This window comes from Leptospira idonii (assembly GCF_004770995.1).
In the GTDB taxonomy this organism is placed as follows: Bacteria; Spirochaetota; Leptospiria; order Leptospirales; family Leptospiraceae; genus Leptospira_A; species Leptospira_A idonii.
The window spans coordinates 1-13,955 of the sequence record NZ_RQHW01000080.1; the positions used below are offsets into that span (position 1 = coordinate 1).

Annotated in this window: 8 protein-coding genes; all 8 read right to left on the bottom strand. The window is 37.9% G+C overall.

Annotated features, from left to right (window positions below):
- Window positions 1-184: 184 nt before the first annotated feature.
- The 8 genes from EHS15_RS18715 to EHS15_RS18750 are packed head-to-tail and all read right to left on the bottom strand — an operon-like array spanning window position 185 to window position 13,144.
- Complete coding sequence (locus EHS15_RS18715; protein WP_135762124.1) at window positions 185-3,163, bottom strand: efflux RND transporter permease subunit; 2,979 nt, start codon at window positions 3,161-3,163, stop codon at window positions 185-187.
- A 12-nt stretch (window positions 3,164-3,175) separates the two neighbouring features.
- The gene (locus EHS15_RS18720) at window positions 3,176-6,244 is read right to left on the bottom strand and encodes an efflux RND transporter permease subunit (protein WP_135762125.1); all 3,069 of its coding nucleotides are present in this window, start codon (window positions 6,242-6,244) and stop codon (window positions 3,176-3,178) included.
- On the bottom strand, window positions 6,244-7,758 hold the full coding sequence (locus tag EHS15_RS18725) for an efflux RND transporter periplasmic adaptor subunit (RefSeq protein WP_135762126.1): 1,515 nt from the start codon (window positions 7,756-7,758) through the stop codon (window positions 6,244-6,246). Before EHS15_RS18725 ends, EHS15_RS18720 begins: the two co-directional genes overlap by 1 nt.
- 5 nt (window positions 7,759-7,763) lie before the next feature.
- Entirely contained in the window at window positions 7,764-8,438 is a 675-nt protein-coding gene (locus EHS15_RS18730; protein ID WP_135762127.1) for a hypothetical protein, read from the bottom strand.
- Window positions 8,439-8,447: 9 nt separating this feature from the next.
- Window positions 8,448-9,107: a tetratricopeptide repeat protein gene (locus EHS15_RS18735; RefSeq protein ID WP_135762128.1), complete on the bottom strand. Its 660-nt coding sequence runs from the start codon at window positions 9,105-9,107 to the stop codon at window positions 8,448-8,450.
- The gene (locus tag EHS15_RS18740; RefSeq protein ID WP_135762129.1) at window positions 9,108-9,755 is read right to left on the bottom strand and encodes a lipoprotein; all 648 of its coding nucleotides are present in this window, start codon (window positions 9,753-9,755) and stop codon (window positions 9,108-9,110) included. It lies immediately after the preceding gene.
- Window positions 9,756-11,528 carry an Ig-like domain-containing domain gene (locus tag EHS15_RS18745; protein WP_135762130.1) on the bottom strand — a complete coding sequence of 591 codons (1,773 nt, stop codon included), beginning with the start codon at window positions 11,526-11,528 and terminating at the stop codon, window positions 9,756-9,758.
- A complete protein-coding gene (locus tag EHS15_RS18750; protein ID WP_135762131.1) occupies window positions 11,525-13,144 on the bottom strand; it encodes a TolC family protein in 1,620 nt (539 codons plus the stop codon). The genes EHS15_RS18745 and EHS15_RS18750 overlap by 4 nt, the downstream gene beginning before the upstream one ends.
- Window positions 13,145-13,955 lie beyond the last annotated feature (811 nt).

Here is a 13,955-nt window from a genome sequence, read left to right on the forward strand (position 1 = left end):
GATGTTTGGTCCGAAGTTCGAGAGTAGCTCGAATTTCGGGTTAGGCGTGTTCGTGCGGGGAGTTGTAAATAAGTGCCGGTAAGGGAGCTCTTATCACCTTTTCCCCTCACTCCAAAAATCAATTTCTGCAAGCCTTCTGCATAGCGAACATTGCCTAGAAAAAAATCACAACAGGGATTTAACCCTACCCTCTCCTCCTCAACCGTTTCTTCCACTCCTCCACTATCGGAAGAAGTAAAATCTTTTCCCAAAGTTTCCTTCCCATAAGAATCATATCAAGCTCACCATATTTCTTTTCCCATTCTCTCTCCATCCTCAGCTTGATTCCTGTAATCAAGACTACAATCAATAAAGAGCTATATATATGAACAAAGCTGATAATAGAAACATCAGAAAGCATGAGGACAGGCACCATCAAAAAAGTAGGCAGAAAAAATAAGAACTGAGTTAAGTGATACTTGTGAAAAAGAAAGAGAGGACAAAGAGCAATCCCAACCAACAAACCTATCTGAAAAGGTAGATAGAAGGCTCCAAAAAAGAAAAACTGAATCAAAAAGACGGAGAAGAAAAAAACGGGAAAAATAACTGTGAAAAGTTTCCAGGTTCGTCTTCCATTTCCAGTAACTGCAAAATAAGACAAACAAACGACGAATAAACTCATGGAAAATACGAGTTTTTGAAACACCCCTTCTTTCAGGAAATTTTCTTCCGCTCTTTCTCCCATTTCCACACGATAACCTTCCGGCAAGGAATAGCTCTTCATAAATTGAATCAGTTCATTCCGATTGGAACCTGGGCCTGCATCCAACTTTACGGAAAAACTAAGACACCTAACTCTATTTTTATGATAAATTTTCTGAGGCACCATGTTTTCTTCCGTATCTACCAGTTCCGAGATAGGAACAAACCGATCTTTTCTATTTTTGATTCTTATCTGACTCAAATGATCGGCCGAACTTCTGTATTCTTCCGCATATCGAACCCGAATATCCACTTCCTTTTCCCCATCCATATACTTCGTGGCAACGCCTCCCTGTATCGCCAAACGTAGATTATCTCCGAAATCGGGAAGTGCCATATCGGATAAAGCGAATTTATAAGGTCTATAATAAAGCTGCATTTCTTCCCTGGACGGTTTGTAACGAAGAACAGACTCACTCACTCCGTCCATTCCTTTTGCTTTTTCAGCTAATTGATTCGAATATTTTTCCAAATCAGAGATGTCATACCCTATCACATCAAAGCTCATTTCTTTAAAGAATTTAGAGTCATCATCGGAAGCGAAATAAAGAAAGCCGTCATCTGTAGATCCGATTCCTGTTTTCAAAGTGGCTAAAAAGTCCCGATCCGGTAAATAGCCATCTTCTAATTGAATGAGAAGAAGAGAATGGGCCGGATCGATTTTACTCACCACTTCTTTAATTCCAGGTATCTCCAATAACTTTTTTTCCGCAGCAAGAGTGATCTGACTTGTATGCGAAAAAGAAGTCCCGGAAGGAAATTCAAGAAAAGCGACTGCATCCCTTTTGTCCGATTGAATGGTAAATTTAAAGTCCGACTTAAAAAAAGAATAAAGACCGATGATTGTTAAAAATAAAATACTAACAGGAAGTAAGTATTCATGACTCAGTATAGATTCCTCTGTCTTCTTCCTCCAATCCAAAGCTTTACCTATAATAAAATCGTACACCTTTGAATGATACTTACGATTTGGAATATGCTCTTTCTTAACCCAAAGAAAGATTTTCCATCCACTTAAATTGATATAAAGAATTGAATAATAAACTGAATTTGCAACAAACACAAAACAAACAGAAGCTGATATTTCTATAAAAAAACGAAATAACTCCTCTGAAACGATCAATATAGGAAGAGAAATACCAAGAAGAACAACCGGAACCAAATAAAATAGATTATATTTTTTGATATAAAGTTCATTTCCTGAAAAATGAATTTTCCCCAACCAAAATATTACCCAGAAAATATTTCCCAAAATCATTCCATATAAAAAGGCAAGGCTCATTTCTAAACGGAACAGCCTTAAGATCAGCAGAAAGAAAAAATAAACAAGAGGGATGGCAAGGGAATAGAAAGGAATAATTTTTCGAAAATTCTTGTTAGGATAAAAATAGACAGTGAAAAAAAACAACAGGATACAAGAAACTTTAAATATAGATTCCAATAAGTTAGAAAGAAAAAGAGATTCATCCTGACTGATTTGAATTTCCAAATTGTATTTTTGATTCGAAAACAAAGTTGATCTTGCTAATTTAGAAATCTTCAAAATGTCAGCAGAATGATTATTATAAATAAAAATAGAAACTCTTTCTTCCGCATTCAATCTAGATCCTACATCGTCATCTCTAGGAGATAAGGAAACCTTCGCTACATCCTTCAAATAAAGAACTCTTCCGAAAGCATCTACAGTCACAGGCATATTGCCAATATCAAAAGTATCAGAGAACTTACCTTTTACATAAACAGAATTTGCGTTTCGGACAGAATGTATCTGTCCCAAGGATTGATTTACATTTATATCTTGGATTTTATTTACTATATCCCTGAGATTGAGTGAGTATGCTTCCAATTGTTTCGCATCACAGGCGACAATGATCTCTCTGACTCTCCCTCCTGCCACGATCACTTGGCTGACGCCCTCTATGTTTTCCAACTCCGCTTTATATGTTTTTTCTATAATCTCGCGGAGTTCATCCTGACTCATCGACTGACTTGAAAAAGTAGCGACCATCAAAGGAGAGTTTGTCGGGTCATATCTAAAAATCATAGGTTTATGGACGTCTCTGGGAAATCCGGAAGAAATCAGATCTATTTTTTCCCTGAACTCCAACGACTTAATTTTTAGATCTGTGTTATGATTCATCTGAATATGAATCATAGTCTTCCCTGATTCCGAAATGGAACGGATTTCACTGACACCGCCAACAGTAGAGATAATCTTCTCTATAGGCGACGTGATCTCCTCTTCCATCTTAAATGCATCTAAGCCTGCTGCATCCACACGAATGGCAATTCCAGGATAAATGTTCTTTTTAATTAAAGAATAACGAATGTCACCACGAACGAAAAATCCGAACATAGAAAGACCCAATGCTAACATTAGAAAAAGGATAGGGCGTTTTTTGATTTTATCCAGATTTATCATTCGATCAAAACTTTATGAATGTTTTCTGAATTTATAAAATACTAAAGGAATAATTAATAAGGACAGTAAGGTAGATGTCAAAAGCCCGCTTACCACCACTACTCCTAAAGGTGCCTGAAACTCGGAGCCTTTACCCAATTCAAGAACAACTGGCATCATTCCCAAAATTGTAGTTGTGTTGTTCATCATCACAGGCTTAAATACGGCTTCAGAGCTTTTCATTACTGACAACAAAGAGTCTCCCGTCTCCTCCAAAAACAACTGATAGTATTCATAATAAAGGGAAGCATTATCGACCACCACCCCCATAAGCAAAATGAAGCCCATAAACGAACTTATATTTAACGACTTTCCTGAAATAAAGAGAGCGGGAAATGTTCCTATAAAAATCAGTGGAATGGAAAAAATCATAAGAAATGAAGAGGAGTATGATTCGAACTGAGCAGAAAGAAGCATATATATCAAAAGCAGTGCCAGTGAAAAAGAAAGAAGAACTTCCTGCCAAGATTTAGCTAGATTCTCCTCTTCCCCAGACACTTGAATTTTAAAACCTTGAGGAAGCTTCACATCGCCTAAAACGGATTTAATATCCGAGGCAGCATTAGAAAACCTCGGATCTACGGTAATGGCTACGGTGTTGACTCTAAAATTTCCGATACGCATTACTGATGTTAAATTTTTTTCTTCTCTCAACTGAACAAATTGTTCCAGACTTATATTCTCTCCGAAAGGAGTTCTGATTTTCAGCCTCTTCACTTTCTCCAAGGAATCAGCATATTTTTTATCCATACCGATGCGAATGGAAGTATCCATACCGCTGATCTTCATGGAAGAAGAAACCATACCTTTTAGAGCGATTTTGACGAAATTAGAAACATTAGCATTCGTTAAACCGAATTTTGCCATTTTTACTTGATCGAAGTCGATATGGTATTCTGAGTTTTTTTCCTCCATCCCGGTTCTTACATCTAAGACATCCATTCTACTGAGTAGCTTTCGTTTGATATTCAAGCCGATGTCCTGGAGAGAATCCAAATCACTTCCTACAATCAGATATTCTATAGATCCCTGTTTTTGCTCTAAAATGGCCCCTAAAACATTATCCCTAGTATCGAAGCTGAGTTCGGTTCCTTCCGCAATTTGAATTTTCTTTCTCAATTCTTGAATCACTTCGGAAGTTGAGGTACTCTCCTCTTCTTTTAAAATCACTTTAACAACCGCTTTACTAGGGAGTGTGACCGCCTTAGGATTGATTTTTAAATTTTCTTCTTCCCCGCCGATATTTACGATCACGGATTGAATGCGTTTATCCTTCAAAAGCTCTTCTTCCAAAAAAGACATATAATCGGACATTGTGTCCAAATCGGTTCCTTTTGGCAGAGAAACGTTTATATTGAATTCCCCAGTATCTACTTTAGGCAAAAATTCCTTTTGGATCATTGGGATTAAGGAGAAACTAAAAACAAAAAGAGACAAGACTAGAAACAGATATTGTTTCGGCCTCTCTATCAAATGCAAAAGAAGATCATGGTAACGACCGATTAATTTTTTCTCATTATAAAGTGAAAAACGTTCAAAACCTTCCTTGGAAATATCTCTCAATCGATACAAAACGGATGCCGCCAACGGAATGAAAGTAATCGCTACGATCAAACTCATAAGCAATGTGATTACGATTGCAATCGCCATTTCGGAAAAAACGATTCCTAGAGTGCTTTTCAAAAAGGCAATCGGCAAAAACACGATGACAGTAGTCGATGTTGCAGAGAAAATAGAACTAGTCACTTCTCCTGTTCCTTTTAGAACGGCATCTTCGATTTTTTTTCCCAATATCAGATTACGTTCGATTGCGGAAAGCACAACATTACTGGAATCGAACAACATACCGATTCCTAAAGCAAGCCCGCCCAAACTCATCATATTAAAACTAATACCTAAAAATTTGAATATAAGGAAGCTCGGGAATAATGTGACAGGAATTGCAAGAAGAAGTAAACTAGGGCTTTGAAAATTCTTTAGGATAAGAAATAACGCAATAAAGGCAAGGATTGAACCGATCAAAAGATTCATAAATAAATTCGAGATCGATTGCCTAATAAAGTCGGACTCATCATATACTATATTTAATGCAATGTCTTGTTTGAATTGATCCTCAATGCCGCTTAAAACCTTGGTCACCTCTTCGGAAACGGAAACGGTATTTTTTCCAGGCTCTTTGAAGATATATACTACAACACATTCTTTTCCGTTAAAACGAGTGAGTCCGTTTCTATTCTTATAACGTTCCTTTACCTGGCTGAAATCGGAAAGATAAACTGGGCCGCTTGCATCGTTAAAGCTAACAATGGTATTCTGAACGTCTCCTAGAGTATCGAATTCACCGATCGCTCTTACTAAAAGATCCTTTTTCCCGAAAGGAAGTTGTCCTGCCGGATAATTTTTGTTATTTGTCGATAGCAGTAACTTTAAGTCCTGTGGAAGCACCCGATAAGCATTCATTCTTTCCGGATCTATCTCGACCAGAACTTCCTTCTGAAAACCACCGCTGAGTTGTACGGCTGCAACACCATCGATTCGATCCAAATAGACTTTAATATTATCTTCTATATATTGCCTAAGTTTTCTATCATCAGATAAGCCTTGGGAAAAAAACACCACTTCCATAAAGGCGGATTGGTTCGGGTCAAACCGAGAGATTAAAGGTTTACTAGCATCCTGAGGAAGAAAGTCCCGGATCAAATCCAGTTTCTCACGAACCTCAAGCAATGCATAATGCATATCCGTCCCGTTTTTAAATCGGAGATGAACAAAAGAATAACCTTCTATAGATTCGGATTCAACCTTCTCCACACCAGGAATCGTTCCTACGATTTCAGAAATAGGTTTAGTGATCAAATTTTCGATTTCGGTCGGAGCGGAGTTCGCATAAGTAGTGATGATGGAGAGTTTAGGTAGTTCGATATTGGGGAGTAAGGCGATAGGAATATCTCTTATAGAAAGAAGACCGAACAAAACAAGGCCAGAATAGACCATTGTTGCGGCAATCTTTCTGTGAAGGATTCTCTTTAAGACAAAGAGCATTATTTTGAGCTAAAATTAGGAAATACTAAAATTCCGTCATGAAGCCTGTTGATGGGACTTAAAGCGATGGTATCCCCTTCCTCAAGCCCGTTAATTACCTCAACCCTTTCCTCTTTTTTAGATCCTAGGGACACTTTCGTTTTATAGGCACGTTTCTCTCTGATGATAAAAACAAAGCCTTCTTCTTCACTGGAAGTCACCAAAGCATTGATCGGAATCAGAATAGACTCTGTTTCCTTTCCGATAATCACATCGGATCTCACGAACATACCTGGCCGCAACTCGGAAGATTGATTGGTAAGTTCAATTTTCACATCAGCAGTATGCGTTTTTTGGTCGATCATGGGGCTTATCTTTTTTACAATTCCTCGAAAGGTTTTGTTCGGCAATACATCTGCTTTGACATCCGCTTTCAAACCTTCCTTCATCTTAGAAAGGTCTCCTTCATTCACGGAGAAAGCGACATACACTGAGTTTACGGAAATGACGGTGAGAATAGGCAAAGCTCCCCCGCTTCCCGCATTGATGAGTTCTCCTGAAGTTCTATTGACTTTCGCAATCACTCCATCCATAGGAGAATTTAAAACCGATTCCTTAATCAGCATTTCTGTTGTTTGCAGATTCACTTCACTCGATTTGAGATTCTTTAAAGCAACTTCCAGTTCCGATTTTTCGATCTTAGTATTGATGGTTTTTAGAACTTCAATTTTTTCCTTTTTATCTGAAGGAATAGAATAACCGGAAGCAACGATATCTTCATCTCGAATCCCGACAAGAATCATTTCTAAATCTCTTTTTGCATTACTAACATTGATTTCGCGAGAGTTCAGCTCTAAACGTAGATTTTCCATCTCTTCGTCCGTAATCGCTTTACTTTCATGAAGGATTTCTTTTTTTCTTAGGATCTCGGAAAAACGCTCCCACTCCGCTTCCGCCTTATTATAAAGACTGATTCGTTTGTCAGCTTCACCTAACTTAATTTCAACGTTTCTCCGGGCAATCTCCAGCTTGTCTTTAGATAATTGATACAAAGCTTGAGAAGAACCCAAAGCGGCTCTTTGCTTTGCTAAGTCTAATTCAAAAGTCATACTGTCTAGTTTTGCAAGCTTTTGGCCTTTTGTGACTCGATCCCCTTCCTTTACGAATAAAGTTTCCAATCTACCGCTAACCTTAGAGTATATCTCCACTTTTTCCACAGGTTCCAATACGGCGGAATAGGACAGAACAGGAGTGTTCATTTCTTTATGGACTTTCAGAGCTTGTATAGAAAGAGCACCGTCTGTCGTTTCAGAATTGTTTTCATCCGATTTAGGCTCAGTGAAAGTTTCATAATAATGTGCAGCAGATAGATGTTTTGAATAAAACATTCTATTAAAAAAAGGCAGCTTGGCTCTCAAGTTTCCCCAAGTAAGATTGCTGTAGGCAAGAGATATCCCCAAATAGATGAGACCGCTGATGACTACTTTGGAAAAAAAAGGAATTTTACCTAAGAAACCGAGTTTTTCTTTCAACATATTTCTTAACTAGTGATGATTCCCAATACCATATAAATAAACAATAGCAAAGGAAAGAGCCAAGTAAGTGCCGCCCTTCTTTTATTCTGGGAAAAATAGGAGTAAGAAGCTCCCACAAAGATCTTTGAGGAAAGATAAAGTCCCAATCCAAAGAATATGATCCACAAAGCGATCAAAGAACTAAAAAGAACGATTCCTACAGGCTGACGGAAAGGAAAGATCGTATTTGCAATAAAGACAAAGAATAAAATAAAGATTAACAGAGAAGTTGCATGAAGGCAAATCCCCAAATGAGCTCGAAACTCTCTTTTATCCTCTTCAAAAAATTTAGCGAAAAAATAACCCAATGCAGAAACAAAAAAAACGAATAAGATCAAAGCGGAAAAGATGTAAACGACATTGAACGGGTAAGAGTTCATAATATAGGTAAAATTGGAATGACCTTTCATTTGGAAATCAGCAAGCATTGCCTCATTCATTCTGGAGTAATAAGGATAACCCACAAGAAAGGCAAGGAAATAAAAGATAACATAGGTTATAGATACGTAACCGAAGAAAGAAGCACCTTTCCGAAGAATATCAACACTACTTTGTTCCGATCCATAGATGACAGTAAAATCTGGTTTAAAAAGATCTCTTATAAACCTTTTATGAAAATCTTTTGAAAATATTTGTAACATTGAACTCACCTATTTGTTCCTTCTGCTTTTTTTAGTTTTTGTTATAACTGTAGCTGTCTCGGATGTTTCTTTTCTCACATCCGTTATAAAATGTTTCTCTTGCTGTCTATGATGGGCTGCCCTTTCCGAGATACCTGCTTTTTCGAAAATTTTTGACAGACTTTGATGGGCATAACCGATTTTAGAACTTTCATTTAAAATTCTTTCATAATTCAATATCGCTTCCGGAACTTTTTCTAATTCAAGATTTACCATTGCGGCAATCAGTAAAATATCCAAATTCCCGCTGTCCCAAAGTAAAATTTCATTCACATCCTCCAGCAGACGTTTTCTATCTTTGCCGGAAACATAATCGGTTTTTATCTTTAGCAGTTTCGCTTGGTAACCATATTGCTTATGAGTAACTGCCTTTTCTAAAATTTCACTGGAATGTTCGAACTTGCCTCTATAAAATTCTATTTTGGCCAAATACAAAGGAACATCCTCAAAATCATCATCCTGCTTTTGGATTTTCATAAAATGATTATAGGCGGAGTCCAGTCGTCCTCCCGCATACTCTCCTTTTGCCAAAAAGTATTCTTTTTGAAGAGATGGATCCTTACTACCGCAAGCGGCAAAACTCCATAACCAAATAACAGATATTAAGATTCGATTTTTTCTGAAAAACATTTATTGCCGAGAGCTCAATTCCTTAAGAGCTATCTTTTTTTGAAATTCCAGAATGATTCCATCCGCCACTTTTTTCAATAATTCGGACTCATACATAATTTCATTATCAAAAGTAGAAGTGATCATTCCTACAGAGTTCCCGTTCGCATCATAGATATGCAAAAATATATAATTATATTCTTTTTTATCCAAGACTCTGTCATTGTTTTGTATGGAAATAGAACCTTGCAGATATAAATCGAAAGGATCTTCCAAATAAAGATTCTTAATCTCTTCTCTGTCGAGTAATCGATCCCCAGAATAAACCTCATTCCAGTTTTCCCCTGCGGCTTTACGCAACTGAATCGGTAGAGAACCTAACATGTCTTTGCTTTCATCGAAGTCTTTTTTATTTTTTCTTTTCTGAATAGGAACAAGAACGAAATTGTTCTTCATCAGTTCAAATTTCAAAAGATCCTGAAAGTCAGATGCAATAGACCTTAAAGATTTAATATCTCTATTTTCTATTGGACCAATCACAATTTTTTTCTGAGATGATACGGAAGCTGTTGCGGATCTTATGTTATAAGGATTCGATTTACACGAGTATCCGAATAAAAACAGAACGAAGAATATAAGTGAAAACGATTTCCGAGAAGAAAGTTTCAACTACTTTGCCTCCATGCTAAAATTAAAAGTGCTGCTCAATGGCAAATTATTTACATCTCTGGCCGAGGTATCTACGGAAATTAAATAGTATGGAAACCCGGCAGGTGCATTATCTGAGCGTAACAAGTTAAAATCACCGAGAGAACCGAACTGACTTCCATTACAGGAGGCTTCCATTTCGGAAAATATCACAGTCAAAGCCCTGCATCCGAACGGAGTGACCGCTTGACAGTCACTCCAGGACCAAGAAGCAAGCTGAACCACTGTGGAAGGAGGAGACAATCGCCTCAATCGAGTCGCATTCACTGTGCTATTCGGCTCCATATAATTGGAAAAAATAATTCTAAAATTATCTGTATTTACATCAGCACAATCTGTAGAAGATCCTAGAGCACCGTTCCCCGTATCTCCTGCCCGGAACGTATAAGAACTTGGAGTTAATACAGGCAAGGTGCTGTCCCAATAACAAGAACCGATCGACCAATTCCCGCCGGTCACACTCCCCGTCCCAGGAAAAGAATTGGAACAACCTTGCGATTCCACTCCAAAAGCTTGAACGGAAGGAGCAGAAGTTACCGGCCCTCCTGCTGTAAAACTATAAATACTGGAAGAAGAAACAGGAATGAAATCGGAAGATGATGCAGACTGACCGATTGTGATTGTGTATCGTATTCCATAGGTCAACTTCGCATCCGGAGTGAATACCAATGTCTGATTGTTATTCGACCACACATAACTCCCTGTCAATGAAGGAGAGATAGAAATACTTGCCTGGGTTTGGATCGGATTCATGGGTCTTGAGAAATTGTAAGTGATCGGATTGGAAGCACTGTTCCCCAAACATCCGGTAGTGACAGAAGTAGTTAATAGATCTTGTTGAGTTGCGGTCCCGGCCAAACAATCAGCCAAAGTTCCTACTGATAAAAGGAGACTAGTGACCGCAGGAACTAAATTGGGAGTACCTACTTGAAAATTGGCAGAAACAGGAATCAACATACGAACGCCTTGATAATCCTGCGCACCTGTGGAAATGGTCGTAGTAATTCTAGTTTGATTTCCGAACGGAAAGTCCGGTTCAATCAATAAATTCGTATCGGAGACCCATAAATAATTTGCACTCATAGTAGGAGCAAATGCAATCGCGGCTACTGTTGCAGCCTTATCCATAGGTTTATTGAATTGAATGCTGATTTTGTTCCTGGCAGAATTACCCATACAAGCATCTGAAACAGTTTGTCCCAAAAAGTTCTTAAAGATTGCAGTGGAAGCATTACATTCGGCGGAAGTTCCGGCATAAACACTCATACTTGATACTTCAGGGGTAGTGCCTGCAGTTGTCGCTTCTCCAACGGTGAAACTGGCAGTAAATACATCTTTTAAATCCCGACCTTCTTTCGATTCACAATTCTTTGTTAGCGTATAAGAATAAGTTCCATAACTCAGTAAAGTACTGGGAGAGAAGGTTATGGAATAATCGTTAAACTCATAAAATCCTTGAATAGCAGGGGAAATAGAAAAACTTTGAATGCAAGAACTAATGTTCATCGGACGATCAAAAAGAATCACTACTTTCTGATTTCGAGGAAGGTTCTTGTCCCCCATTCCAGGAACACCGGAAATAATCTTTGGGGAATCATTATTGCCCAAAAAAGTCAGCATCTTAGATGCATCCGAGTTTGTATTTTTGCAGGAAAAGATAAATAAAACCCAGAAGGCTTTCCATAAAAGCAGACTTAAAAAATGAGAATAATTTTTGTTTACAATTGATTTCATTTACTCTTTTCCAAATAATACTCGTAAGCTGGTTTCTTGGGGTCGGACACCTTATCTTTTTTTTGTAGGGCATCTTGCTTTTTGATTCCCTCGTCCTTAATTTTCTTTTTAGGAAAAAATTGTTCGTTGAAAAGAAGTTCTGTGAGAACGGAATTCCCTTCTCCTTTTTTCATTTCATAAAAACGCCAACGATCCACATCGATTCCCGTAGCAAAAGACAATTCCATTACCGACTCCACATAACCACTGATTGAGTTGGATATTTCTTCCACAGATTTCAATAATTCCAATTCCGCAGCCAGCAAATCGGAAGGTCTGACGAATCCGGTTTTGGATTTTGCCTGGATGGTTTTCCAAGTTTCGTATGAAATATAGAATTTGGAGTTTGAGATACGAAGAATCTGCCATGCTTCCAAAACCTTCTCTCTGGATTTGAATGCTTCCGCCTGAATCGTAGTTTCTAACAATTGTTTATTGCGAATGGCATCGGAAAGTGCGATTTTCCCTTCATATATTTTTCTAGAATAAGAAAGGTCATCAAATAAATTCAATGTACTGCTATTAAATGCATTCTCCCCTCTTCCTACGAATTGAGGACCGAAGCCGGGAATTCTTTGAATTCCCGTTCCATCCGTCTGCATACCGTAATTGGCAGACGATTGATTGGTAGTACTGCCTATCTGAGTTTGGAAACTTAAACTAAATCCATATACATCGTTTTTTACAGGTAACGCCCCGTTTATGTTCTGTCCGTAATAACTGCCTAAATAAACCTTAGGCTTCCAGTAATTTTCAGTGATCTCTTTTCTAGTTCGTAAATTCTCGATCGCAATATTCGACTTTTTCATTTCCGGTTTATTATCCACTGCAGAAGCAATGTCCTTATCCTTAAAGGCAGGAGGAAGAATCATAAAATCAAGTAGAAGAGATTCTTTTAATTCCAGAGGGATTTCCAAAGGAAGGTTTAGGTTTTTTTTAAGGTCAATCTCACTTTGTCTTTTGCTGGAATTTGCCCGAAGATAAAGAAGCTCTATTTCTCTGATCTTGGATTCAGAATCCAATTTCTGCAGCTCGGTTGCAAATCCGTATTCATTTTCTTTCTGCGAGTCGCTTACCTGAGCAACAGTACGATCGAATGCCTTTTTCACAATCATAAGCTTCAAATCATTCGTAAGAACTTTCAAATAAGCTTTTCTTATGTCTAAAGCGATTTTCTCCTTCGTGATTTTCCAATCTTCTTGATTTAAGAGTTCCTGTAGCTTAGCAGATTCTATCTCTAAACTATTTTCTCCTCCGTCATAAATCAATTGATTGAGCTGAAGTCGAATATCATTATATTGAGTATCCGTTTGATTGACGTTATTGTTTTTTAAACCGAAATAACTCACGCCCACCCGAGGAAGGTAGTTTCTCCATTTTTCGGTTGCGACCATTTTAAACACTTCTCTGCGATCCTTCAAACTTTGAAGGATCACGCTATTTGTGATTCCGATCACTTCTGCCTCTTGCAGATTAACAGATAGCAGATTAGATTCACCCACTTCCGGATAAATCGCAGTGAGAGATAGTAAAACTGTGACACATGTGACAAAAAACAACCGAATCAAAAATAACATAATTAAATTAACTCAAGGCGAAGAAAGAAACATAAATAATATATTAACTTTAATGTTTTTTTAGATCGATTATACGACGAACATAAAAAAACAAATACTCCCATAAATTGTCAGAAAATGCGGAAATATTATGTCATCAACGGGAAATCAAATCTACTTCAATTCCGAAAGAGCAAGCTATGATCTATTTTATAATTGCATATTATGGAAAAAATATTTCCTATTTGCCCTTTTTTGAAGGAATTTGGAAAAAAATTCAATCGGATGTTTTTCAGAATAAAACCAATCAGAGTTTTTTCAGCCGAAACTCAAAGCGACCATTGTCTATTGGTTTTAACCTAGTCTTATTAGTACGTCCTGTACGGAAGAACCAGGGTCTTCTACTTCATTCTCTTTGAGTATCTCATTCTCTGCTACGGTGCCTATTCTATCCTGTGTTTGGTTGATATTCAGCTCTACCCAGCTAACATCATCCAATCGGAATCCATCAGTCGAGATGCGCTTCCTGCTCTCGTTTGTCCAGGACCTCCTGTCATGACAAACGAACTTCGGCCATCCTTGGCCTTCGTCACCGCTAGAAGCTTTCTCTCCCAATTAAGAGTCATTATATGAACATTCTATTTTATCTTAAGGGCGCCTCGCAAGGATTTTTATAATGAATAATTTATTTAAACAACCGACCCGGCTCTCCCTCGACGGCTACGCTCGGTCGATCCGTGGCGCAGAGCCTATTTTGTGCTAGTATAGTATTCACCTGACAGTTTCGTAAAGAAGCAGTGGTCAGACCTCTTCTAATTGGGAAAATGATTTT

What these genes read in the sequence shown, in the direction of transcription:
- EHS15_RS18745 (WP_135762130.1), bottom strand. Translation starts at nt 11,528, where the DNA reads ATGAAATCAATTGTAAACAAAAATTATTCTCATTTTTTAAGTCTGCTT.
- EHS15_RS18730 (WP_135762127.1), bottom strand. Translation starts at nt 8,438, where the DNA reads ATGTTACAAATATTTTCAAAAGATTTTCATAAAAGGTTTATAAGAGAT.
- EHS15_RS18735 (WP_135762128.1), bottom strand. Translation starts at nt 9,107, where the DNA reads ATGTTTTTCAGAAAAAATCGAATCTTAATATCTGTTATTTGGTTATGG.
- EHS15_RS18725 (WP_135762126.1), bottom strand. Translation starts at nt 7,758, where the DNA reads ATGTTGAAAGAAAAACTCGGTTTCTTAGGTAAAATTCCTTTTTTTTCC.
- EHS15_RS18720 (WP_135762125.1), bottom strand. Translation starts at nt 6,244, where the DNA reads ATGCTCTTTGTCTTAAAGAGAATCCTTCACAGAAAGATTGCCGCAACA.
- EHS15_RS18715 (WP_135762124.1), bottom strand. Translation starts at nt 3,163, where the DNA reads ATGATAAATCTGGATAAAATCAAAAAACGCCCTATCCTTTTTCTAATG.
- EHS15_RS18750 (WP_135762131.1), bottom strand. Translation starts at nt 13,144, where the DNA reads ATGTTATTTTTGATTCGGTTGTTTTTTGTCACATGTGTCACAGTTTTA.